The organism is Antrihabitans spumae (genome assembly GCF_043944905.1).
Classification (GTDB): domain Bacteria; phylum Actinomycetota; class Actinomycetes; order Mycobacteriales; family Mycobacteriaceae; genus Antrihabitans; species Antrihabitans spumae.
In genome coordinates, this window is sequence record NZ_JBIMSN010000003.1 from 1 (window position 1) to 22,171 (window position 22,171).

Annotated in this window: 23 protein-coding genes and 1 pseudogene; 15 read left to right on the forward strand and 9 right to left on the reverse strand. The window is 64.3% G+C overall.

Annotated features, from left to right (window positions below):
* Nucleotides 1-71: 71 nt before the first annotated feature.
* The 4 genes from ACHIRB_RS00625 to ACHIRB_RS00640 all read right to left on the reverse strand — a co-directional run bounded on the left by ACHIRB_RS00625 (nucleotide 72) and on the right by ACHIRB_RS00640 (nucleotide 3,764).
* Nucleotides 72-1,868 (reverse strand): acyl-CoA dehydrogenase, encoded by a 1,797-nt coding sequence (locus ACHIRB_RS00625; RefSeq protein WP_395123214.1) that lies wholly within the window; start codon nucleotides 1,866-1,868, stop codon nucleotides 72-74.
* Nucleotides 1,869-1,900: 32 nt separating this feature from the next.
* Nucleotides 1,901-2,680 carry a class I SAM-dependent methyltransferase gene (locus ACHIRB_RS00630; protein ID WP_395117191.1) on the reverse strand — a complete coding sequence of 260 codons (780 nt, stop codon included), beginning with the start codon at nucleotides 2,678-2,680 and terminating at the stop codon, nucleotides 1,901-1,903.
* 9 nt (nucleotides 2,681-2,689) lie between these two features.
* Nucleotides 2,690-3,199: a DUF2505 domain-containing protein gene (locus ACHIRB_RS00635; protein ID WP_395117193.1), complete on the reverse strand. Its 510-nt coding sequence runs from the start codon at nucleotides 3,197-3,199 to the stop codon at nucleotides 2,690-2,692.
* A gap of 61 nt (nucleotides 3,200-3,260) precedes the next feature.
* Nucleotides 3,261-3,764 (reverse strand): DUF2505 domain-containing protein, encoded by a 504-nt coding sequence (locus tag ACHIRB_RS00640; protein WP_395117195.1) that lies wholly within the window; start codon nucleotides 3,762-3,764, stop codon nucleotides 3,261-3,263.
* Between ACHIRB_RS00640 and ACHIRB_RS00645 the strand changes: the two genes are divergently transcribed.
* From ACHIRB_RS00645 to ACHIRB_RS00660, 4 genes are all read left to right on the forward strand, one after another.
* Nucleotides 3,763-4,881, forward strand: coding sequence for a UDP-N-acetylmuramate dehydrogenase (locus ACHIRB_RS00645; protein ID WP_199704470.1), 1,119 nt, complete (start codon nucleotides 3,763-3,765; stop codon nucleotides 4,879-4,881). The two genes, ACHIRB_RS00640 and ACHIRB_RS00645, sit on opposite strands and share 2 nt — an antisense overlap.
* Nucleotides 4,882-4,926: 45 nt before the next feature.
* Nucleotides 4,927-6,183 (forward strand): L,D-transpeptidase, encoded by a 1,257-nt coding sequence (locus tag ACHIRB_RS00650; protein WP_395123215.1) that lies wholly within the window; start codon nucleotides 4,927-4,929, stop codon nucleotides 6,181-6,183.
* Nucleotides 6,184-6,262: 79 nt separating this feature from the next.
* Entirely contained in the window at nucleotides 6,263-6,634 is a 372-nt protein-coding gene (locus tag ACHIRB_RS00655; protein ID WP_395117199.1) for a TA system antitoxin ParD family protein, read from the forward strand.
* On the forward strand, nucleotides 6,631-7,206 hold the full coding sequence (locus ACHIRB_RS00660) for an AAA family ATPase (RefSeq protein ID WP_233529042.1): 576 nt from the start codon (nucleotides 6,631-6,633) through the stop codon (nucleotides 7,204-7,206). The genes ACHIRB_RS00655 and ACHIRB_RS00660 overlap by 4 nt, the downstream gene beginning before the upstream one ends.
* A gap of 5 nt (nucleotides 7,207-7,211) precedes the next feature.
* Here the strand turns inward: ACHIRB_RS00660 and ACHIRB_RS00665 are convergent, their stop codons facing one another.
* Nucleotides 7,212-7,949: an SDR family NAD(P)-dependent oxidoreductase gene (locus tag ACHIRB_RS00665; RefSeq protein ID WP_395117201.1), complete on the reverse strand. Its 738-nt coding sequence runs from the start codon at nucleotides 7,947-7,949 to the stop codon at nucleotides 7,212-7,214.
* A 40-nt stretch (nucleotides 7,950-7,989) separates the two neighbouring features.
* The gene (locus tag ACHIRB_RS00670) at nucleotides 7,990-9,015 is read right to left on the reverse strand and encodes a TauD/TfdA dioxygenase family protein (RefSeq protein ID WP_395123216.1); all 1,026 of its coding nucleotides are present in this window, start codon (nucleotides 9,013-9,015) and stop codon (nucleotides 7,990-7,992) included.
* A gap of 334 nt (nucleotides 9,016-9,349) precedes the next feature.
* On the opposite strand from ACHIRB_RS00670, the pseudogene ACHIRB_RS00675 reads away from it, so the two are divergent.
* A pseudogene (locus ACHIRB_RS00675) lies at nucleotides 9,350-10,628 on the forward strand (ROK family protein).
* Nucleotides 10,629-10,653: 25 nt separating this feature from the next.
* On the opposite strand, the gene ACHIRB_RS00680 reads toward ACHIRB_RS00675, so the two are convergent.
* Both ACHIRB_RS00680 and ACHIRB_RS00685 read right to left on the reverse strand, forming a co-directional pair.
* Nucleotides 10,654-11,682, reverse strand: a complete 1,029-nt coding sequence (locus ACHIRB_RS00680) for a tocopherol cyclase family protein (protein ID WP_395123217.1) — start codon at nucleotides 11,680-11,682, stop codon at nucleotides 10,654-10,656.
* Between the two features lie 74 nt (nucleotides 11,683-11,756).
* Nucleotides 11,757-12,155 carry a PaaI family thioesterase gene (locus ACHIRB_RS00685; protein ID WP_395117204.1) on the reverse strand — a complete coding sequence of 133 codons (399 nt, stop codon included), beginning with the start codon at nucleotides 12,153-12,155 and terminating at the stop codon, nucleotides 11,757-11,759.
* 69 nt (nucleotides 12,156-12,224) lie between these two features.
* Between ACHIRB_RS00685 and ACHIRB_RS00690 the strand changes: the two genes are divergently transcribed.
* The 8 genes from ACHIRB_RS00690 to ACHIRB_RS00725 all read left to right on the forward strand — a co-directional run bounded on the left by ACHIRB_RS00690 (nucleotide 12,225) and on the right by ACHIRB_RS00725 (nucleotide 19,065).
* Nucleotides 12,225-13,073, forward strand: a complete 849-nt coding sequence (locus ACHIRB_RS00690) for an SDR family oxidoreductase (RefSeq protein ID WP_395117206.1) — start codon at nucleotides 12,225-12,227, stop codon at nucleotides 13,071-13,073.
* 12 nt (nucleotides 13,074-13,085) lie between these two features.
* Nucleotides 13,086-13,922: an alpha/beta fold hydrolase gene (locus ACHIRB_RS00695; RefSeq protein ID WP_395123218.1), complete on the forward strand. Its 837-nt coding sequence runs from the start codon at nucleotides 13,086-13,088 to the stop codon at nucleotides 13,920-13,922.
* Between the two features lie 22 nt (nucleotides 13,923-13,944).
* A complete protein-coding gene (gene mshA / locus ACHIRB_RS00700; protein ID WP_395123219.1) occupies nucleotides 13,945-15,297 on the forward strand; it encodes a D-inositol-3-phosphate glycosyltransferase in 1,353 nt (450 codons plus the stop codon).
* A complete protein-coding gene (locus ACHIRB_RS00705; protein ID WP_395123220.1) occupies nucleotides 15,294-15,815 on the forward strand; it encodes a type III secretion system chaperone family protein in 522 nt (173 codons plus the stop codon). Before mshA ends, ACHIRB_RS00705 begins: the two co-directional genes overlap by 4 nt.
* A 4-nt stretch (nucleotides 15,816-15,819) precedes the next feature.
* A complete protein-coding gene (locus tag ACHIRB_RS00710; protein WP_395123221.1) occupies nucleotides 15,820-16,584 on the forward strand; it encodes a phosphoglyceromutase in 765 nt (254 codons plus the stop codon).
* A 150-nt stretch (nucleotides 16,585-16,734) separates the two neighbouring features.
* Complete coding sequence (locus tag ACHIRB_RS00715) at nucleotides 16,735-17,982, forward strand: sensor histidine kinase (protein WP_199704482.1); 1,248 nt, start codon at nucleotides 16,735-16,737, stop codon at nucleotides 17,980-17,982.
* Nucleotides 17,979-18,668, forward strand: coding sequence for a response regulator transcription factor (locus ACHIRB_RS00720; protein ID WP_199704483.1), 690 nt, complete (start codon nucleotides 17,979-17,981; stop codon nucleotides 18,666-18,668). The genes ACHIRB_RS00715 and ACHIRB_RS00720 overlap by 4 nt, the downstream gene beginning before the upstream one ends.
* A gap of 154 nt (nucleotides 18,669-18,822) precedes the next feature.
* A complete protein-coding gene (locus ACHIRB_RS00725; protein WP_395117217.1) occupies nucleotides 18,823-19,065 on the forward strand; it encodes a hypothetical protein in 243 nt (80 codons plus the stop codon).
* 73 nt (nucleotides 19,066-19,138) lie between these two features.
* Here the strand turns inward: ACHIRB_RS00725 and ACHIRB_RS00730 are convergent, their stop codons facing one another.
* Entirely contained in the window at nucleotides 19,139-19,915 is a 777-nt protein-coding gene (locus tag ACHIRB_RS00730) for a DUF3109 family protein (protein WP_395117245.1), read from the reverse strand.
* Between the two features lie 66 nt (nucleotides 19,916-19,981).
* Here ACHIRB_RS00730 and ACHIRB_RS00735 point away from each other — a divergent pair, with 66 nt between their 5' ends.
* Entirely contained in the window at nucleotides 19,982-20,935 is a 954-nt protein-coding gene (locus tag ACHIRB_RS00735; RefSeq protein ID WP_199704485.1) for a Ppx/GppA family phosphatase, read from the forward strand.
* Nucleotides 20,932-22,101 carry a prolipoprotein diacylglyceryl transferase gene (locus ACHIRB_RS31210; protein ID WP_417282099.1) on the forward strand — a complete coding sequence of 390 codons (1,170 nt, stop codon included), beginning with the start codon at nucleotides 20,932-20,934 and terminating at the stop codon, nucleotides 22,099-22,101. Before ACHIRB_RS00735 ends, ACHIRB_RS31210 begins: the two co-directional genes overlap by 4 nt.
* The last annotated feature ends 70 nt before the right edge of the window (nucleotides 22,102-22,171 follow it).

The following is a 22,171-nucleotide window of genomic DNA, read 5'->3' on the forward strand; positions in this document are numbered from 1 at the left end:
AACAACGCCGAAAACACTCGCCGCTTGACTCTTAAAGCCTAGGGATGTCTCACGAGCGGCGTAGCCGCCTGCTAGAACCAGGCGTCCGACATATCCAAGGTAGTGCGGTCGAGGCTCGCGAGCAGATCGAGTTGCGGGGCCGTTTTCGGAAGTTCGTAGCGATAGAAGTACCGACCAGCCTGTCGTTTGCCGTCGTAGAAATCGCCGGTCTTCCCGTCGGCCGCCACGAGCTGTTCCAGCCAGATCCACGCCACGACAACGTGACCGAATGCCTCGAGATAGATCGAACTGTTCGCCATGGCGGCTTCGATGTCGCCGCCCGCGAACATCTCCGCGGTCACGGCAAGCAGCCGCTGCGACGTCGCCTGCAGAGCCACCCCGAGTTCCGCGAGCTCGCCACCGCGCTCCGTTGCCGCAGCCAGGGTCCCGGACAACGCGCCACCGAAAGCCAGCAGGCTCGCGCCACCATTCTGAACTGCCTTGCGCCCCAACAGATCCATACCTTGGATGCCATGGGTGCCTTCGTGAATGGGATTGAGCCGGTTGTCTCGGTAGTGCTGTTCGACGTCGTATTCCCGGGTATAGCCGTAGCCACCGTGTACCTGGATCGCCAAGCTGTTCGCTTCGAGGCACCACTGCGACGGCCAGCTCTTCGCGACCGGCGTAAGAATATCGAGCAATGCTGTTGCTCCGGAACGCTCGTCTTCCGATTCGGCGGTGTGCTGAAGGTCGACGAGGCGCGAACAATAGAGGTTCAACGCCAACGCGCCCTCGACATAAGACTTCTGCGCCAGCAACATTCGCTTCACATCTGCGTGACCGATGATGGGAACCTGTGCGGCACTTGGGTCCTTGCTCAGCGGCGAGCGGCCCTGCTCGCGAGATCGGGCGTACTCGAGCGACTTCAGATATCCCGTGTAGCCGAGACTTGTTGCGCACAAGCCGACTCCGAGGCGAGCCTCGTTCATCATGTGGAACATGTACGCGAGTCCGCGATGCGGCTCGCCGACCAGATAGCCGACCGCACCAGCCGCACCGCCGGGCGTGTACCTACCCTCACCGAAATTGAGCACGGTGTTGGTCGTGCCGCGAAACCCCATCTTGTGATTGAGCCCGGCGAGCACGACGTCGTTGCGTTCGCCGATCGAGCCGTCCGAGTTCACCAGAAAGCGGGGTACGACGAACAGCGAGATACCTTTCGTACCTGCCGGACCGCCGGGGATCTTCGCAAGCACCAGGTGGACGATGTTCTCGGTCAGTTCGTGATCGCCGCCGGAGATCCACATCTTGTTACCGAACACGCGGTAGGTGCCGTCGTCGCGAGGCTCGGCGCGGGTGACGATGTCGGCAAGCGAGGACCCGGCCTGCGTCTCCGACAGGCACATCGTGCCGAAGAAGCGGCCGTCGAGCATCGGGCGGACATAGGTGTCGATCAGTTCCTCGGAGCCATGTGCCACAAGGAGATTGGCGTTGCCGAGCGTGAGGAACGGATAACCGGACGTGCCGACGTTCGCCGCCTGGAACCAGGCGAAGCACGCTGTCCCGACCGTGAACGGCAACTGCGCACCGCCGAACCTGTTGTCGAACGTCATACCGAGCAGGTCGGCCTTCGCGAAGGCGTCGAGTGCGGTCGCTACCTCGGGGATGATCGTCACACGATCGCCGTCGAACGTGGGTTCGTTGGCATCGTTGAGCTTGTTGTGAGGTGCGAAATACTTTGTCGCGACCTGTTCGCAGAGGTCGAGGACCCCATCGAAAGTCTCGCGTGAGTGGTCGGCGAACCGCTTCCTTGCCGTGAGCCCCTCGACGTCCAGCCATTCGTAGAGCAGGAAGTCGAGATCTCGTCGCGACAGCAGTGTCGAGCGCATACTTTCACCTTTCACCGGGGTCCTATCGCAGGCTAGCTCGCCGGCGCAACTGCGTCCCACGGGACGGTCAGTACGTTGTCGCGCATGCGCCTGCGTTGGACCGTCACCGGTACACCGGCCGAATGCAGCAACTCCAGCGCCGACCGCCACCGGACCCGCGGACCGAACGGTGCGACCGCTGCCGCTGACGCCCAGGCGCGGTCTGCGGCGGCCAGCAATTCGTGGACCCGCTCACCGGGAATGTTGCGATGGATCAACGCTTTCGGGAGTCGCTCGGCGATGTCGGACGGTCGCTCGACGGCGAAGGGATCCCATGCGAGGGTGAGCGAGACCGGGCCGTCGGCGTCGAGCAGAATCCACGAACAGCGACGACCGATCTCGTCGCAGGTGCCGTCGACGATCAGGCCACCCGGCCCCAGACCGGATCGCAGCCTCGCCCACGCATCCTCGACCGACTCTTCGGGGTACTGACGAAGAACGTTGAAGGCGCGCACCAGAACCGGTCGCAGGCCCGCGAGTTCGAAACCGCCACGGGCGAACGTGACGCCGTCCTGGCCGGCAACGACACGAGCGGGGTCTATTTCCAGACCGACTACCCGAACGACGGCTCGGACGGTCCGCAGCCGTGCCGCCAGTTCGAGTGTCGTGACCGGACTTGCCCCGTAACCGAGATCGACCACCAACGGGTCCTGCGCTGCACCCAACACCGACCGAACCCGATCGTTGTGAACGAGCCAGCGATCGCTGCGGCGCAGTCGGTTGATCCCGGTGGTGCCTCGGGTGATCACCCCCTGCGGGGCAGGCGGGCGCACCGGATCAGGTCAGGACGCTGTGAGCTTGTCGAGCCAATCGACGGTCACTTCGGCTTCGCCGCGGAACAGGTCGATCACGTTGACGAGCATGAGTTGCTCGAGCTTCGGTCCGAATCCGGGGATGTATACCTTGGCCTCCGAGGAGGTCCGCAGTGTGCAGCCTGCCTCGGTCTCGAACAGTCGCATCGTGCCTGTGAGGCTGCCGGGACCTCCAGGAATCGACGCCGCGTACTGACCCGTCACCTCGGGGCCGAACGGCGAGAAGCTCTGCTTACGGGTGATGACCATGTCTTTGCGCATCACCGTCTGTGCGATCTCGGGCAGCAGTTCTCGCGGGAGGATGTGGTGGAACACGAGGTCGATACCCGACGGTCCGACCTCGAAGCTCTCGATGTGATTCGGCGAGAACTCGCGCATCTTCTCGACGATCGCTTCCCAATAGTCACGGTTCGTCAATGCCGAATACACCTGCTCGGTGCTGTAGTGATACCGGGCGGAATAGTCGATTCGGCGGGCCATGGGCATTTAGATTACCGGGCCGCCGAACCCCGTTCGAACGAGCGTCCGCCCAACAGCGCGGTCAGGTTTGCTCCGACGTCCAATTTTCGGTGAACGCGTCTTCCTTCTCGTTGAGGCGCCGCAGCTGCTCTGCGATCGCCTCTTCGATCTTGCCGCCGAAGAACGGAATGTCGACGGTGACCGTGCCTTCGATGCGCAGCAGGGAACCGGTGCCGTCGGTCGTGAGCGTCAAAGTTCCGTAGATCTTGCCCGGTGCGCCTTCGGTTCGGACGGAGAATGTTCCCGTCGCCGAGCCGTTGCGTAGGGGTCCCCAGGACTCGGTGCGATCGATTCTGAGGTCGCCTGGGCGGATCCTCGTCACCATCGGCGGCAGATGTTTGGCTGCGATGCCCTGGATGAGGGTGACCGAGAACGTGTCCGAATCCATGCGCGCTTCGACCAATTCCGCACCTGGGCCGCCGATCTCGGCAAGCCGGTCCTTCCAGTACTGCTCGGTGGTGAAAGCTGCGTGCAGAGCATCGACGGATTTCGTGTGCCGAGCGGAATGCTCGATGCGGTGTCCCATGCGCGGCACGCTACCGTTTGCAGTTGTGTTGAATCCACGCCTGCGTGCCGAACTCACTTCGGCGGGCGCTGTGCTGTCGGAGCAGGTCCCGCTCGCGGACCTCACGACGTTGCGCGTCGGCGGACCCGCGCGTGTTCTTGCCGAAGCGTCCACGACAGCGGCGTTGGTCGCAACGGTCCGCCTGCTCGATGCGGCAGGTATCCCGGTGCTGGTGCTTGCCGGTGGCTCCAACCTGCTGATTTCGGACGAGGGCTTCGACGGCGTCGTCGTGCGGGTTGCCAACGACGAGATTCGGATGGACGCAGCGAGCGTGTCGGTCGATGCGGGTGCCGAATGGGATCGGGTGGTCGCCGAGACCGTCGCCGCTGGTCTTGGCGGACTCGAATGTCTTTCCGGTATCCCCGGTTCCGCCGGTGCGACGCCGGTACAGAACGTCGGTGCCTATGGCGTCGAAATATCGTCGCTGCTGACGAGCGTCGACCTGCTCGATCGTGCGAGCGGCGACGTCCGAACCGTTGCTCCCGACGAACTCGGGCTCGCCTACCGGACCAGTGTGCTCAAGCATTCCGATCGTGCGGTCGTCCTGTCCGCGACGTTCGCGTTGCGCTCGGACGGGACGAGTGCGCCCCTGCGATTCGGCGAACTCGCTCGCGTCCTCACCGCAGACGAAGGTGAAACCCGCCCTGCGGCGCAGGTACGAGACGCGGTCCTCGGGCTCCGCCGCAGCAAGGGAATGGTCCTCGCGGCAGACGACAACGACACCTGGAGTGCCGGCTCGTTCTTCACCAATCCGGTTGTGGCAGAAGAGGACCTTTCGACCGTATTGTCCGCAATCGCCGACAGAGTGGGCGAGGTCACGGTGCCGCGTTTTCCCGCTCCCGATGGGGTGAAACTGTCCGCCGGGTGGCTGATCGAGCGCGCGGGATTCGCGAAAGGCTTCCCCGGCGTCGACGCTCCTGCTCGTTTGTCGACGAAACACACGCTTGCCTTGACGAATCGTGGTTCAGCACGGGCGTCGGACATCGTCGACTTGGCCCGAACGGTTCGCGCAGGGGTGCACGCGGCCTTCGGGGTGACACTCGAACCGGAGCCGGTGACCGTCGGCCTTTCGCTGTAGCCGGATCTCCTCGGTAGGGGAGAGCTCGCAGGTAACGTGGAGCGAGTGACTAGACGCAGTGCTCGGCAGATCTGGGGTAGAGCGTTCGCAATCGTGACGGCATTGCTCGCCACGCTGGCGCTGCTTGTCGGCTGCAGCACCAAGTCGGACACCGAGCAGCCTCCCGAAGCCAAGGGTCCGCAGATCGTCTACGAACCCGCGGCCGATGCCGACGACGTCAGTCCGATCGCACCGGTTTCGGTGCGGGTCGAAGACGGCACGCTGCGCGACGTCACCCTGACGAACCCGGCAGGCAAGCCCGTCAAGGGCGCCCCGAGTGCCGACCTGACGACGTGGACTGTCGGCGAGCCGCTGGGCTACGGTGTGACCTACACCTGGTCGGGCACCGCGGTCGGCGCGGAGAACAAGACAGCGCCCATCGAGGGCAGCTTCACGACTCTGACGCCGGATTCGCGGACCTCGGCAAACATTCAGATCGCCGACGGTCAAGAGGTCGGCATAGCGGCGTCGATCATCGTGCAGTTCGATGCGCACGTCGAGGACAAAGCCGCGGTCGAGAAGGCGTTGACGGTGAAAACCGATCCGCCGACCGTGGGCTCGTGGGCATGGTTGCCCGACGACAACGGCTCGCGCGCACACTGGCGCCCGCAGAACTACTGGGTGCCTGGCACCAAGGTCAGCCTCGACGCGAAGCTCTACGGCGTGAACTACGGCGACGGCGCCTACGGCGATTCCGACATCACGTCGAACTTCTCGATCGGCCGCAGTCAGATCGTCAAGGCCAGTGCGCCGAGCCACCGCATGCAGGTGATTCGTGACGGCGAGGTCGTCTTCGACTTCGCGGTCAGCTACGGCGAAGGCAACGAAGACCGCAACGTCACTCGCAGCGGTGTGCACGTCGTCAGCGAAAAACACGAAGATTTTCTGATGTCGAATCCGCCGTTCTACGAGAACGTTCGCGAACGCTGGGCAGTTCGTATCTCGAACAACGGCGAGTTCATCCACGCCAATCCGGAGACGACCGGCGTGCAGGGCTCGTCCAACGTCACCAACGGTTGTATCAACCTGTCACCGGAGGACGCTGCGGTGTACTTCCCGACCGCGCTGTACGGCGATCCGGTCGAGGTGACGGGAACGCGGATCGACCTGTCGGCGGCGGACGGCGACATCTACGACTGGACCATCGACTGGGACACCTGGAAGTCGCTCTCGGCGCTAGCCGAGAAGCCTGGATCTCCGGTGTCCGCGACCGCGGTCAAGCCGGCGCCCATTCCGGCACAGCCGTCGACGCCCGGTCGCTGATCCGCGTTGTGACGTGGTAAAACTCACCTTCGCCTGCGCTGTTGCAGACTGCTACAGTTGATCGGAGGAGGTCACTGCCATGGCGACTACATCACCGACACGGATCGACAACGAGCTCTACGCGTCCGCGAAACTTGTTGGCGGAGTGATGAGCCGCAGCGCCGCTCAGCAAATAGCGCACTGGGCGCGGATCGGCCGCGAACTCGAATCCTCACACAGCGTCTCGCACAGCACCATCGCCGACGTTCTTGCCGGCCGCAGAGAATACGACGCGCTTACCGAGCGTGAGCAGGCAGTGGTCCGCGCGGAATGGACCGAACGAATCGGCGCCCGCCGTGAAGAGCTGAACCTCGCCGCCGAGTTCTCCAGCGCTGGACGCTCGTACGTCGAACTCGACGCAGACGGCAACGTCGTCCACCATCCCCGTGCCGACGAGTCGGGAAGGGCTTGAGCCCTGACCCTGTCCTGCACACCATCGCGGGACCCAACGGTGCCGGGAAAACCACCTTCTACAACCGTGTGCTCGGACCAGCCACTCGATTGCCGTTCATCAACGCCGACGTCATCGCGGCGCAGCGGTGGCCGGAGCACGCCGCTGAGCACTCCTACGATGCCGCGAGGATTGCCGCCGAAGAGCGTGCGCAGCAGATAGCCGACCGGCGCTCGTTCGTCGCCGAGACCGTGTTTTCCCACGAGTCGAAACTCGAGCTGCTCCGCGACGCGAACGCGGCGGGTTTTCACGTCAGCGTCCACATCGTGCTGATACCGGAGCAATTGGCAGTCGCCCGCGTTGTCGACCGGGTAGCGAACGGCGGCCACTTCGTCCCCGAAGACAAAATTCGAGAACGCTTCGGTCGGCTGTGGGGATTGCTCGCGATCGCGATAGCCATGGTCGACCAGGCCTACGTCTACGACAACACAACCGCAGCCAACCCCTTTCGGCTGGTCGCGAGCTTCGCCGACGGCCGCCCAACCCATATGCCGGTGTGGCCGAAGTGGACGCCCGCCGAGCTGCGTGGCTGAGCCGGTCAACTCCGCCGATTGAACCTGCCTGCACCTGCCTGGTCGCGCGGTTGCACAACGATCTGATCGAGGTTCACGTGCGACGGTCGCGATGCGGCGAACGACACGATCTCGGCGATGTCGCTCGCGACAAGGGGATCGATACCCCGATACACCGCGGCGGCTTTGTCCTCGTCGCCGTCGAATCGGACGAGGGAGAACTCGGTTTCGACGGCACCCGGCGCAATCTCGGTGAGCCGCAGGGGTTTTCCGAGTAGCTCCCCACGCAGGGTGCGATGCAGCAGGGCCTGCGCATGTTTGGCCGAGGTGTAGCCAGCCCCGTTGTCGTAGGAGACGAGCGCGGCGATCGACGTGATCGTGACGATCAGACCGTTGCCCGATTCGATCAGCTTCGGCAGCAACGCCTTCGTGATCCGCAACGTGCCGAGGACGTTGGTTTCCCACATCCACCGCCAGTCGTCGAGATCGGCGTCTGCAACCGAGGCGACGCCCTTGGCGCCGCCCGCGTTGTTGACCAACACGTCGACCCGGGGAATCACGGCGGTGAACGCCGCGACGGAGTCTTCGTCGGTGACGTCCAACTGCAGCGCCGTTGCGCCGATCTCGGCTGCGAGCTCTTCGAGTCGATCGACGCGCCGGGCTCCGATCACGACGTCGAAGCCGTCCGCCGCGAGAGCGCGCGCGGTGGCTGCGCCGATCCCAGAACTTGCTCCGGTGACGACTGCTGTGCGGTTCGTAGTCATGGTCGCGATCGTAATGCGAGGCGTCCTCGGTCCTCGCTACTCAGCCCTCGATCACCGAGTAGTGCTCGGCGTCGCCGGTGATGGACCGACTACGTTCGCCGTGCACGTCGACAGGTACGTCGCCTGCGAGCGTGATGCGGTTGAGGCGTCGGTACTGGTCGTCGTAGTCGGCAACCGCGTAGTGCTGGGTTGCCCTGTTGTCCCAGATCGCGACGTCGCCCACCGCCCAGTTCCAGCGGGTCGTGAACTCCAGTGTTGTGACGCGGTCCTGCAGGAGCGAGAAGATCGCCTGTGATTCCTTCGAGCCGAGACCGACGAACTGCTTGACGAAGTGACCGAGCAACAGAGTGCGCTCGCCGGTTTCGGGATGTATGCGCACGACAGGGTGAACCGTCTCGAAGTAGGTCGATTCGAACTCCGCTCGGTACTCCCGCGTCTTCTCGTCGGCAGCAGTTCGAGCCGATGCCGCGGCGTAGTCGTAGCGGTTCGTGTGCACTGCCCACAGGTTCTCGACAAGATGCTTGAGCGGTGTCGGCAGCGCCTCGTAGGCCGCGGTCGTCGACGCCCATGTCGTCGTTCCGCCGTACTCGGGCAGGGTGACCGCGCGGAGTATCGAGGCCTTGGGGATGCGATCGACGAACGTCACATCGGTGTGCCAACTGTTTGCCTTGCCGTATTCGGAATCGATCGCGAGGGTCTTCGTCCCGCGGGAAGTGACGGTCGGATGCGGTGTGGTCGGCGTGCCGAGCAACTGCGCGAACTCGTATTGGGTGTCGTCGTCCAAGTGACCTTGATCGCGGAAGAACACAACCTTGTGCTCGAGGATCGCGTTGCGAACGAGCTCGACGGTTGCTGGATCCAGGTCGCCGCCGAGCGTGATTCCGTCGATGCGGGCGCCGATGTGCGCACCGAGTTTCACCACGGATGGTGTTGTTGGAGAAGACGTTTCCGCTGACGAATAGACATCGATCGACACTGGGTGACCTTTCGGATGGGGGTGCGCGTACGCGGGCTGCAATGCCCTACGCAACCAGCGCTTGCTCGCGCCGCCCATCCTTTCGGTCACGCTGATCACAAGCGGCCCGACCTGCGCCGATTGGACAACATGTCGCGGGGTGCTAGATTTTGCCTATGTCTACCGGCCAGTCGACCGCTCTGCGGGTCACCTATGTGACCTCCGCACTGGGTTCACGGCTGCCGCTCGCGCGCGAACTGTGTTGTCGCTGTCGCTGTAGCTGTCGCTAGCGCGCTGCGCCATCGCCTCGCCTTCGGGTGAGCCCGGCTTTCCTCGACGAGTCGATCAGGTGCCGCTGCCAGCGTGGTTTCACCAATCCAGCGCCAGATCCCAGTGATCGCCTAGACACTTCCCGCAGCCCGGGACTCGAACAAGGAACTACTTTATGTCGACTCCAACACTTGCAGCACCGGCACTTGCAACACCGTTAGAACTGTCGCGCGTCGTCTCCAATCGCGCACCCGCACGCGTTCAGATCGTCGCACCGGAGCTGCGAATAGCTGACAATCCGGCCGCCGCAGTACTCCGTTCGGCATCGACGCAAGGCCCCATATCTCGTGATACCGCTGCTCGCACAACAGGATTGAGCATCGCGACCGTGAACAGACAGGTCGCAGGTCTGCTTGGGGCCGGACTCCTGCGCGAACGTGCCGACCTGACGGCGTCCGGCGCGATCGGTCGCCCGCGGGTGCCGTTCGAGGTCAATCACGAGCCGTATTTGACCGTCGGCATTCACGTCGGTGCCGTGGTCACCAGTGTCATCGCGAGCGACCTGCGCGGTCGCATTCTCGGTGGCGTCGAGATTCCGACACCTCGCGCGAACCAGGACGTCGCGCTCGCAGCAATCGCCCGCAGCGCAAAGGCTTTCACCTCCAGATGGCATCGCAGACAGCCACTGTGGGTCGGCGTGGCACTCGGTGGGCGGGTCGATTCGGCCACAGGTACCGCAGACCATCCTCGGCTCGGCTGGCAAGGGGGCACGTGTCGGCGCGATCGTCGGTGAGACGCTCGGCCTTCCCGTGTCGGTCTCGGCGCACGTCGAGGCAATGGCGGCCTCGGAGTTGTTGCTCGCGCCTCGCAGCCCGGACGACCGAGATCCGGTCGGCACCAGCCTGTACTTCTACGCCCGCGAAACCGCAGGCGTCGCCTTGACCATCGACGGCAGGGTCCACACGCCGAACAACGGCCCCGGTTCGATCGTGCACCTACCGACCGGCTCGGACGCGACGTGCGAATGCGGCCAGAAAGGTTGCTTGGAGGCGACGGTCAGCGACCGCGCGCTCCTGCGCCGGGCGATCGCCGAGGGCATACTCGTCGGTGATTCCCGCCCCGCGATCGGCAGCCTGTACGACGCAGCGGCAGCGGGTTCGACTGCGGCGCACGAACTTCTGGTCGAGCGTGCCCAGATTCTCGGGCGTACGGTCGCAATGCTCCGCGACCTGTTCAACCCCGATCGTGTGATTCTCGGTGGGCAGTCGTTCACCGAGTATCCGGCCGGGATTCCGCATGTCGCAGCGGCCTTCGCGCAGACGTCTACGTTGTTGCGCAAAGACATTCGAGTCAGCGGATTCGGCAACCGGGTGCAGGAGTTCGCAGCGAGCGTCACCTCGTTGAGTGCGCTGTACGCGGATCCGCTGCCGTCGATGCGGCGTTCGCTCGGCTAGGTCGCCTGGCTACGTCCTGTCGGGATTAAGTCGGGGGCGCGGCGACGGTCTGAACATCGCCGCCGCGTCGCTCGATTTCCGCCCTCGCATGCTCGATACCGCCGAATTCGAGTGCTGCGAGCTGTGATTCGCCGCGCCACACGATGTCGGCTCGACGCCGGACGACAACGTCGAGCCGGGCGCCGAGATGTGCGATCGCAGCAGGCACATTCTTGCGTTCCGCAGCGATCGGGACCGGAAGAACGAATGCGTCCTCGATCGGCGACCGACCTTCGATCTCGATGCCGGAGCGGGGATTTCGGCCGTGCAGCGACCACTTCTGATCGTCGACCTTCGCGCGGACGTGCGAGGTGCTCGGGCCGCCGAAGCGCAGGACGTTACCGTCGGGCAGCCGTAGCGCGACCAACGTAGTCTCGATGCGAAGTTTGCCTGTATTGAAGATGCCGCCTGCGAACGCAAGGCACGCACCCGAATCGTCGAAGCCCTGCGCTTGGCCGCACCACCAGGTCTCGGGGAAATTGCCACCACCCCAACGCTTCTCGGCATAGACCTGGGCGCCGGTGAGGTCCCACTGCTCCGTTCCGATCGTCGCGGTTCCCGTCACCGTCCCGCCGAAGAGCCACGGATGCCAACGCTGGGCTACGGCAGGTATGGACTGGAAGAAGCTTGCGCCGCCGAACACCTTGTGCGGCCAGGTCACAGGTTCGGAAATCCGCACGTCGATCCGTGCGTCGATACCGAGATCCACTGTGAGCCGGTCGGATCGGCCCTCGAATGCACTTCCGGCCCGCGCCCCGAGGCGCTTCGGATCCGCGACGCCCTGCGGGTGCACCGCCGTGCGCAGGAACCCGTTCGGGTGCGCGGCGAGGACAAGCGTCGACCACGGTCCGTCGGGGCCCTTGTTGACGCTGATCAGCGCCGTGAGAGTGCGCCCGGTCTCGGGTTGCGTGAACCGCCAGAGGTAGCCCTCCGACGGGACTCCGTGTGCGGGCAGTGGGTCGCCGAACGGTAGGTCGGCGCCGGTGGCTCTGAATCGATCGAGCAGGCTCGGCATGGGGGTCACGTTAGCGAGGGTCCCGATCGTGAAGAGTCCGACCCCCTACAGGGGGCGCAACTCTTCACGATTCGTCAGGACCGCGGCGTCAGGACTGCCTGCGACTGTGTGGTCTGCGCGACGAGCTTGCCTGCCTCGTCACGAACCTCGGTCACGATCGCGATGGTCGAGCGACCTGCATGCAACGGCCGGGCTGTTGCAGTGACAGCGCCGCTGCGCACGCCCTTGGTGAAAACGGTGCTCGAGCTCGTCGTCGATGTGCTCGCGCCGGGCGGCAGGTTCAGGAACGCGCACACGGCTCCGATCGTGTCGGCAAGCGTCATGATCGCGCCGCCGTGCATACCGCCGCCGGTTGTCGTGCGGTCCTCGTGCCAGGCGAGGCGCCCGACCGCCTCTTCCGGCGTTGCGGAGATCAATTCGACGCCGGCGCTCGCGGCGAAGGGAATGGATGCAATCACGTCTGCGGGGTTCATGACCTCGGATCATAGGGAAGGAAGTGAACCAGGGTTCGCATTCGGTTCAATCGCTGATACGGTTCGAAAATGGCATCGAAGTCTGAGAATCTGAACGGTCGAATCGTCGCGATCACCGGTGGCGCGCGTGGTATCGGCAAGGCGACGGCGAAGGCTCTCGTCGACGCGGGCGCTCGAGTTGCGATCGGCGATCTCGACAGCGACCTGGCCGCGCAGACTGCCTCGGAGATCGGCGGCGGCACCATCGGACTGCCGCTCGACGTCACCGATCGCGACTCCTTCGAAGGCTTCGTCGCAGCTGCGGAGGCAGCGCTCGGCGCACTCGACGTTTTGATCAACAACGCGGGCATCATGCCGGTCGGCCGCTTCGTCGAGGAGGACGACGCCACCGCTCGCCGCCTCGTCGACATCAACATCCACGGCGTGCTGTACGGCATGAAGATCGTGCTGCCGCGCTTCGTCGAACGGGGCAGCGGCCACCTGATCAACATCGCGTCCGCCGCGGGCAAGGCCGGCTTCCCCGGTGTCGCAACCTATTCCGGAACCAAACACTTCGTCGTCGGCGTTAGCGAAGCAACTCGACTCGAATTGCGCGGCACGGGCGTCGAGGTGTCGTGTGTGATGCCGAACATCGTCAACACCGATCTCGGCTCCGGCATCGGCCACGCCCGTTTCATCCCGAAGAGCGAGCCGGAAGACGTTGCCGCCGAGATCGTCTCGGCCGTGCGCAAACCGCATTTCGATGTGTACGTACCGCCGCTGATCGGACCGATCAACAAGATCGTCGGCGTCCTGCCGCGTGCGGGCCGCGAAGGGATCGCCAGGCTGCTCAAGGCGGACACCGTCATCCTCGACGTGGACTGGGATCAGCGGAAGACCTACGAGGATCGCGCATCCAAGTCCGATCCGCTGCACTAAGAGCACTAGTCCGTGCCGATTCGCGAGGCCACCTCCGACGATGGCACCACCATCGTCTACCGCGTCAGCGGACCGGAAGCGGCAAGGCCGTTGGTGTTGCTGCACGGTTGGGCGGCATCGCTGCGCTGCTGGGGTGACGAGGTGCTCGATAGCTTGTCGAAGGAGTACCGCGTCGTCGCGCTCGACCTACGTGGGCACGGCTATTCCGGCGCACCGGAATCGGGCTACGACAATCCGAAGAATTGGGCCGCCGACGTGGCAGCGGTCCTCGCTGCGGAACGGATCACCGCCGGAGCCGTTCTACTCGGCTGGTCCTACGGCGGCCTCGTGCTGTGCGACTACCTCGCGGTCGACGGCACGTCTGCGGTGGCGGGCATCGTCTTCGTCGGCGGCATCACGGGAATCGGGCGCGGTCAGGGCGGTGGCCGGGTCGGGCCCGCGATGCGAGCAGCGATCCCCGGCGTCTATTCCGAGAAACCGGGAGTTGCGCTGCGGGCGTTCGGCGCGTTCGGCGACGCGAACACAGGTGCTCGCGACGATGTCGGTGCAGTCGCGCAGAACATGTTCGGCATCAGTCTCAGCACCCCGCCGAGGGTCCGCGAAGCGTTGTTCGCCAGGGAAGCCGGCCACGACGACCTGCTGCGTGAACTCGACGTTCCCGCGTTGATCGTGCACGGATCGGCCGACCCTGTCGTCGAACCATCGGTGGCGGAACATGGCGCGCAATTGCTGCCCGACGTCCGCGTTTCGATCTGGGAAGGTACGAAACACGCACCGTTCGTCGAAGACCCGGCGCGGTTCGTAGCCGAGATCACGACCTTCGTGGCGGGACTCGACCGGGCGCCGTGAGGCCACAGTGCAGTATGGAGGTGTGAGTTCCTTGCGAAGCAGCCGCCTGAAGCGGGTGGCGGTCCTCTCGGTTCACACCTCGCCGCTCGCTCAACCTGGGACCGGCGATGCCGGTGGGATGAACGTCTACGTACTGCAGACCGCTCTTCAGATGGCCCGTCGCGGTGTCGAAGTGGAGATCTTCACGAGAGCGACCTCGTCCGCCGATCCAACAGTCGTCGAAGCTGCGCCGGGGATACTCGTCCGCAACGTCGTCGCAGGCCCGTTCGAGGGCCTCGACAAAAGCGACCTACCGACGCAGTTGTGTGCGTTCGCCGCAGGCGTCCTGCGGGAAGAGGCTCGGCACGAGCCCGGCTACTACGACCTCGTGCATTCGCACTACTGGCTGTCGGGCCAGGTCGGCTGGCTGGCGCGTGATCGCTGGGGGGTACCGCTCGTCCATACCGCCCACACGCTCGCGGCGGTGAAGAACGCTGCCCTCGCCGAGGGTGATACGCCGGAACCCGCGGCACGCGAAATCGGCGAGCGGCAAGTGGTCGCAGAAGCCGACCGTCTCATCGCGAACACCTCCGAAGAAGCCAAGCAACTCATCGAAACGTACGGGGCATCCCCGGAAAAGACCGACGTCGTAGCTCCCGGAGCAGATCTCGCGAAGTATCGACCCGGCGATCGCGCGGCCGCACGTCGCGAACTCGGGCTGCGCGACGACGAGCACATCGTGACCTTCGTCGGGCGCATCCAGCCGCTCAAGGCCCCCGACGTTCTCGTGCGAGCCGCTGCAGATTTGCTGGCACGCGATGCGACCATGCCGCTTCGGGTACTTATCGTCGGCGGACCGTCGGGAACGGGTCTGGAGCGGCCCGATTCGCTGATCGATCTCGCACGAAGCCTCGGCATCAGCGAGCAGGTGACCTTCCTGCCACCGCAACCGCCGGATCGGCTCGTCGAGGTGTATCGCGCGTCGGATATCGTTGCGGTCCCGAGCTATTCGGAGTCCTTCGGGTTGGTCGCCATCGAAGCTCAGGCCTGCGGTACCCCCGTCGTCGCCGCCGACGTCGGTGGCCTCGGTACTGCGGTCCGCAATCGAGAAACGGGCATTCTGGTTCAGGGACATCGAACCGAAGACTGGTCGTCCGCGATTCGCTGGATGCTTGCCGATAAGCACGAGCTGGTCCGGATGGGGGAGAACGCACAGCGGCATGCGGCCAACTTCTCCTGGGAGCGGACCGCGACCGGTTTGCTGGCGAGCTACGAGAAAGCGCAGGAAACGTACGCGGGGGCTCTGGGTCGTATCGACACTCAAACCACAACGAAGGTGGACGCCATGCACCGGTTACGCGAATTGATCAGACTTCGACGCGGTGTGCGCGCGTGAGCGCCGCCGAACTGGCCGACGTGATCGAGGGTGCGCTGCGTGACCGTGAGTTGGAATACACGCGCAAGGGCGTCGACAACTTCGTCGTCGAACTGCCAGGCGAACGCAAACTGAAGACGACGTGCTTGCTGACTCTCGGCAAGCACGGCGTCCGGATCGAGGCTTTCGTCTGTCGGCATCCGGACGAGAACGATGCCGGTGTCCACAAATTTCTGCTCCGGCGGAACCGGCGACTCTACGGAGTGCACTACACGATCGACCGCGTCGGCGACATCTATCTCGTCGGCAGACTGTCGGCGCACGCGGTCACGCCCGAGGAGCTGGACCGCGTGCTCGGTCAGGTGCTCGAGGCCGCAGACGGTGACTTCAACACCCTGCTGGAGCTCGGATTCGCGGGATCCATTCGCCGCGAATGGGATTGGCGTACTGCACGCGGTGAGTCACTCGCGAACCTGAAGGCATTCGAGCATCTCGTGCACGGTGCGCAGGACGGGCGCGGCACCGACGTGCCAGGATGATCGCATGACTGACGAAAGCCCCCGTAGCTCCGTTGGAACGCTTGTGCTGCTGCGCCACGGCGAGAGCGAATGGAACGCCTCGAACCAGTTCACCGGCTGGGTGGACGTGAACCTGACCGACAAGGGAATTGCCGAGGGTAAACGCGCAGGCAGCCTGATGCGGGAGCAGAACGTGCTTCCCGACGTCGTCTATACCTCTTTGCTGCGCCGTGCGATCAGTACCGCCAACATCGCGCTCGACGTTGCCGACAGACACTGGATTCCGGTGGTCAGGGACTGGCGGCTCAACGAACGCCACTACGGCAAACTGCAGGGCCTCAACAAGGCGCAGATCCGTGACGAATTCGGCGACGAGCAGTTCATGGCATGGCGTCGCAGTTATGACACCCCGCCGCCCCCGATCGAGGCCGGCACGGAATTCAGCCAGGACGGCGATCCGCGGTACGACGGCATCGACGTTCCGCAGACCGAATGTCTCAAAGACGTCGTCGTCCGGATGATCCCGTATTGGGAGGAGACCATCTCCCAGGATCTGCTCGCCGGTAAGAACGTTCTCGTCGCAGCACACGGCAATTCGTTGCGCGCTCTGGTCAAGCACCTCGACGGCATTTCCGACGACGACATCGCGGGCTTGAACATTCCTACGGGCATCCCCCTGCGCTACGACCTGGACGAAAATCTCAGTCCGCTCAATCCCGGCGGGACCTACCTCGATCCTGATGCGGCGGCTGCAGGCGCGGCGGCGGTTGCCAATCAGGGCGCAAAATAGACCCCGAGTAGGTATCGGACCGCAAGTGAATGTTCGACCCGGCCAACTCTGGGTTAACGCCGGGCGAACATCACTCTTCTGCCGTGTGACCTGCGCCAAAAAGGCTGCACCCTGCGTTGGTGAGGGTTACATCGAACGTACGATTGCCGCGTGAGTGTTGTTCAGGCGGTGCTGCTGGCTCTCGTGGCAGGCTTCGCCGGTTTGATCGCAGGTGGCCTGATTGTTCCCTATGTGAACACCAGGACCACTCAGCGTCGCCAAGCGCAATCCGGGCTCACGATGTCTCAGGTTCTCGATCTGATCGTTCTCGCCTCCGAGAGTGGCATCGCAGTCGTGGACAAACACCGCGACGTCATCCTGTTCAATCCCCGTGCCGAGGAACTCGGCGTCGTGCGTAACCGCCTGATCGACGAACGCGCCTGGGTGGCCGCCAAGCGTGTCCTCGCCACCGGTGCCGAAGCAGAAGCCGACCTGAGCGCGAAGAGTCCCAACAGCAGTCGTGAACGGATCGCCGTTCGATGTGTGGCCAGGTTGCTCAGTCGTGAAGACACCAGCTTCGTCGTCCTGTTCGCCGACGACGATTCCGAGCAGGTCCGGATGGAAGCGACCCGTCGCGACTTCGTGGCAAACGTCAGCCACGAACTCAAGACGCCGGTGGGAGCGCTCAGCCTGCTCGCCGAGGCGCTGCTCGAATCCGCCGACGACCCCGAGTCGGTAGCCCACTTCGGTCGCCGCGTGCTCGCCGAATCGTCCAGGCTCGGCAACATGGTGAACGAACTGATCGCGCTGTCGCGCCTGCAGGGTGCGGAAAAGCTGCCCGACCTCGACGTCGTCGACGTCGACGAGGTGGTAGCCGAGGCCGTCGACCGCTCCAGAACCACAGCCGAGGCAGCCGACATCACCGTCAGAACCGACCATCCGAGTGGTCTGGAAGTTCTCGGTGACAAGACCTTGCTCGTGACCGCGTTGTCGAACCTCGTCGAAAACGCGCTCGCGTACTCGCCGAAAGGTTCGCAGGTCTCGGTCAGCCGCTCTATCCGAGGCGGGAAAGTTGCAATGGCCGTCACCGACCGCGGTATCGGGATCGCGAAGGAAGATCAGGAGCGGGTGTTCGAGCGGTTCTTTCGCGTCGACAAGGCGCGGTCGCGCGCGACGGGTGGAACCGGCCTCGGCCTCGCGATCGCCAAACACGTTGCAGCCAACCACAACGGCGAAATCACGTTGTGGAGCAAAGTCGGAACAGGCTCGACGTTCACCCTGCGCATCCCTGCCTATCTGGAAGCCGATCCCGACGACGACATCGGCTCGTCCAGATCCAACGACCGACGAGACACCGCCGCGCATCGAGAAGTACTGCCGCGCGGCGCGACAACAACAAATGTGGAGGCCAACCGATGACGAGTGTGTTGATCGTGGAGGACGAGGAGTCGCTGGCCGACCCGTTGGCGTTCCTGCTCAAGAAGGAAGGCTTCGAGGTGACGGTCGTCGCCGACGGACCCTCCGCTCTCGCCGAGTTCGACCGTTCCGGAGCCGACATCGTGCTGCTCGACCTGATGCTGCCAGGGATGAGCGGCACCGATGTCTGCAAGCAGCTGCGGACTCGGTCCGGCGTTCCCGTCATCATGGTGACCGCACGCGACAGCGAAATCGACAAGGTTGTCGGCCTCGAGCTCGGCGCCGACGACTACGTCACCAAGCCGTATTCGGCACGCGAACTGATCGCCCGGATCAGGGCGGTGCTGCGACGTGGCTCGGACAGCGAACTCGACGGTGCAGGCGAGACCGGAGTTCTCGAAGCCGGCCCCGTGCGGATGGACGTCGAACGCCACATCGTGCTCGTCAGCGGAACGCAGGTTACGTTGCCGCTCAAGGAGTTCGACCTGCTCGAGTACCTGCTGCGCAACTCCGGTCGGGTGCTCACCCGTGGCCAGCTGATCGATCGGGTGTGGGGAGCCGACTACGTCGGCGACACGAAGACGCTCGACGTGCACGTCAAGCGACTGCGCTCCAAGATCGAAGCGGATCCGGCCAAGCCAGAACACCTCGTGACGGTGCGCGGACTTGGCTACAAACTCGAAGCGTGAGTTGCTAAGCTGCACAACATGACTGCCGGGTCGGCTCTTCGCCGTTCACAGATCGGACACCCGGCCACCGCTTGATCCGGGCCCGTGCCCCGCCGCCTCCGCTGCTCGAAACCCGCCTCTTGGGCGGAATCCTGCAGCGGAAGGAGGTGAAAGCATGATTCCGGATCCAGACAGTCGCCACCAAGACCTGAAGTGGCAGCACTTCGTCGAGCGTCATGGCGTAGGCGACGTGATCGACGGCGTCGTCGTCGACGTTGTGGTTTTCGGCTCGTTCGTCGAATACCGAGGTCTGCACGGCCTCGCGTTTCAACTCGAATGGCCCGTCGGCACACAGGTGAGCGTGCGAATTCTCGCAATCGACAGCGAGCGTCGTCGCTTCAGCCTCGAAGCAGCATGATCGTCTGCTAGTCGCGTAGCGGCGATCGTCGAGCGGCCGGGCCCGGTTACCGATAGCGGTGATCGGGTCCGGTTCAGGTGCGTTGGGCGTGGACGGTGGCGGGGTGAATCGCGATGAGCCCCAAACCTTCTCGCCGTTTGCAGTGCCGTGCGAGCTCCGCGTACGCGGCTTTGCCGAGCAACTCGGTGAGCTCCGGGGCGTAGGACTGCCACACGGGTCGCGTCCCGACATGAGCGTCGGGCGATCCGCTGCAGTACCAATTCAGATCCTCGCCACCCTCACCCCAGCCACGTCTGTCGTACTCGGTGATGGTCGTCTTGAGAATCTCGACACCGTCCGGCCGCGTGACCCAGTCCTGGGTTCGGCGAATCGGCAACTGCCAGCACACTTCCGGCTTGACCTCCAACGGCTCGATGCCTTTACGCATCGCCATGATGTGCAGCGAACACCCGAGGCCACCCTCGAAACCCGGCCGATTGAGGAAGATGCAGGCGCCCTGATAACGCCGAGTCCGTAGTGCGGGCTCGTCCTCCAGCTCGTCTTGCTCGACGTAGCCCTTCTTGCCGACGCCCTTGTCCATGAACTGCCAGTCCTGCGGTGTGAGCAGCTTCACGGCTTTGTCGAGCTTCTTACGATCGTCGTCGTCGGAAAAGAAGGCGCCGTGTGAGCAGCAGCCGTCGTCGGGACGATCGGCGATGATCCCCTGGCACGCTGCGGTACCGAATACGCAGGTCCAGCGAGAAAGGAGCCACGTCAGATCGGCGACAACGATATGTTCGGCGTTGTCGGGATCGGTGAATTCGATCCATTCGCGCGGGAAGTCGAGATCTACTTCGGGTGTCGGCGCCATCTTGTGCGAAGGCCGACCATCACCTGCTGTCACAAGGGCTGACCGTAGACCCAGTACCGTGTCCCTGTGCGCCTAGGGGTACTCGACGTCGGAAGTAACACCGTCCATCTACTTGTAGTGGACGCACATCGTGGTGGGCACCCACTGCCGATGAGTTCGACAAAGGCCACCTTGCGGCTGTCGGAGAACATCGACGACGCAGGGCGGATCACCCGTACAGGCGAAGATCGGCTGGTCTCGACGGTCGACGAGTTCGCAAGCATCGCCAAGACCTCGGGGTGCGGTGAGCTGATGGCGTTCGCGACCTCGGCGGTAAGGGATGCGGACAACTCGGAGGCGGTCCTCGCTGCGGTAAGGGAGAAGACCGGCGTCGAACTCGAAGTGCTTTCGGGTGTCGACGAAGCCAGACTCACCTTTCTCGCCGTCCGCCGCTGGTACGGGTGGAGTGCCGGTCGAATCCTCAATCTCGACATCGGCGGCGGATCCCTCGAACTGAGCATCGGTCACGACGAAGACCCCGACGTGGCCGTCTCTCTGCAACTTGGTGCCGGCAGGTTGACGCGCGACTGGTTGCAGGCGGACCCCCCAGGAAAGCGTCGCGTCGCTGTGCTGCGCGATTGGCTGGAGGCAGAGCTTGTCGACCCGGTGAAAGAACTGAACACGGTCGGAGCACCCGACCTCGCGGTCGGCACGTCGAAGACTTTCCGATCCCTGGCCCGACTCACCGGTGCGGCACCGTCCGGTGCAGGTCCACGGGTCAGACGAACATTGACGAGCAGCGGCTTGCGGCAACTCATCGCCTTCATATCCCGGATGACGTCGTCCGACCGTGCAGAATTGGAAGGCGTGAGCATCGACCGTTCGCCGCAGCTCGTGGCAGGCGCGTTGATTGCCGAGGCGGCCATGCGGGCGCTGCAGGTAGAGACGATCGATATTTGTCCGTGGGCACTGCGCGAGGGATTGATATTGCGAAAGCTCGATACCGAGATGGGCGGTGACCTGGTGGTGAGCACCCGATGACGACAGAAAACGGCACGGACGACAACGGCTCCGGCGAACCCAAACAGATCTCCGTGGCCGAACTGCTCGCCCGCAACGGCCAGCAGGTGGCCTCCGCCGCCGGTGGGCGTCGTCGGCGCGGAACCAAGGGCGGAATCTCCGTCGCCGAACTGACAGGCGAAATACCGGTGATCCGGGATCCGTCGCCGTCGGGTTCGTTCCATGCGGTCCTCGACGACGAACCCGTCGACGATCCCGAGGCCGAAGCGCGCGCTGCAGCAGAGGCGAAAGCCGCCGACGAGCGCGCCGCACAAGAGCGCGACGAGCGGATCGCTCGCGACAAGCTTGAACGGGACAAGCTTGACCGGGAGAAGGCCGAAAAGGCCGCGCGTGAAAAAGCTGCGTCCGAAAAGGCTGTGTCCGAAAAAGCTGCGTCCGAAAAAGCTGCGTCCGAAAAAGCTGCGTCCGAAAAAGCTGCGTCCGAAAAGGCTGCGCGTGAAAAGGCCGCGTCCGAGAAGGCCGACCGTGAGAAGGCCGCACGTGATCGGGTAGCCGCAGAGCGCGCAGATCGGGACAACGCCTCTGCCGAAACGGCCACCGCAGCGTGGCCTGCCGTGCCGAAGGGCGCCGAACGTCAGCCTGGTCGGGATTCCGCTGCCGACCTCGATGCACCCCAGGACAAGGCTCCCGATCTCGTCAAGCGGGCCGAGTCGGAAACGCAGAGTCCGACGGCGTGGTCCTCGGCCGAACGTGAACCGCAACTGCTTTCGGGTTCGACCGTCGCCGGCGACCTGATGCGCGGCAGACAATCGGGTGAACTCGACTCCGAGTTCGATAGCGACTCCGACACCGACGGGTCGGTTCAGCTTCTCGACGATCGGACGCCGAGCGAAAACACCGAAGCCGAGACGAAGCCGGAGCGCAGTGCTGCGCGACAATGGCTCGTCCTGCTCGGGCAAGCTGTCGTCGCCGTCATCGCGGGCGCACTCATGTTCACCGGCTTCGAGAAGCTGTGGGACATGTTGCCGATCGTCGCGCTCGTGCTGTCGGTTCTCGTGATTCTCGGACTGGTTGCGCTCGTGCTCGTCCTACGCAAGACCGAAGACATCCTGAGCATCGTGATTGCCGTCGTAGTAGGAGTTTTCGTGACATTGGGTCCGCTCGCCTTCCTGTTAAGCGCCCGTTGAGCGACATATTCGGCAGCGCGGCCGGTACCGACAAAGCGTCGAGCGACACAACGCAGGGAGGTCGCGCTCG

Coding starts and splice junctions, on each gene's coding strand:
- ACHIRB_RS00685 (WP_395117204.1), bottom strand. CDS start 12,155: ATGAACCCCGCAGACGTGATTGCATCCATTCCCTTCGCCGCGAGCGCC.
- ACHIRB_RS00665 (WP_395117201.1), bottom strand. CDS start 7,949: ATGACTACGAACCGCACAGCAGTCGTCACCGGAGCAAGTTCTGGGATC.
- ACHIRB_RS00690 (WP_395117206.1), top strand. CDS start 12,225: ATGGCATCGAAGTCTGAGAATCTGAACGGTCGAATCGTCGCGATCACC.
- ACHIRB_RS00635 (WP_395117193.1), bottom strand. CDS start 3,199: ATGGCCCGCCGAATCGACTATTCCGCCCGGTATCACTACAGCACCGAG.
- ACHIRB_RS00680 (WP_395123217.1), bottom strand. CDS start 11,682: ATGCCGAGCCTGCTCGATCGATTCAGAGCCACCGGCGCCGACCTACCG.
- ACHIRB_RS00640 (WP_395117195.1), bottom strand. CDS start 3,764: ATGGGACACCGCATCGAGCATTCCGCTCGGCACACGAAATCCGTCGAT.
- ACHIRB_RS00645 (WP_199704470.1), top strand. CDS start 3,763: ATGCGCGGCACGCTACCGTTTGCAGTTGTGTTGAATCCACGCCTGCGT.
- ACHIRB_RS00655 (WP_395117199.1), top strand. CDS start 6,263: ATGGCGACTACATCACCGACACGGATCGACAACGAGCTCTACGCGTCC.
- ACHIRB_RS00730 (WP_395117245.1), bottom strand. CDS start 19,915: ATGGCGCCGACACCCGAAGTAGATCTCGACTTCCCGCGCGAATGGATC.
- ACHIRB_RS00710 (WP_395123221.1), top strand. CDS start 15,820: ATGACTGACGAAAGCCCCCGTAGCTCCGTTGGAACGCTTGTGCTGCTG.
- ACHIRB_RS00720 (WP_199704483.1), top strand. CDS start 17,979: ATGACGAGTGTGTTGATCGTGGAGGACGAGGAGTCGCTGGCCGACCCG.
- ACHIRB_RS00625 (WP_395123214.1), bottom strand. CDS start 1,868: ATGCGCTCGACACTGCTGTCGCGACGAGATCTCGACTTCCTGCTCTAC.
- ACHIRB_RS31210 (WP_417282099.1), top strand. CDS start 20,932: ATGACGACAGAAAACGGCACGGACGACAACGGCTCCGGCGAACCCAAA.
- ACHIRB_RS00725 (WP_395117217.1), top strand. CDS start 18,823: ATGATTCCGGATCCAGACAGTCGCCACCAAGACCTGAAGTGGCAGCAC.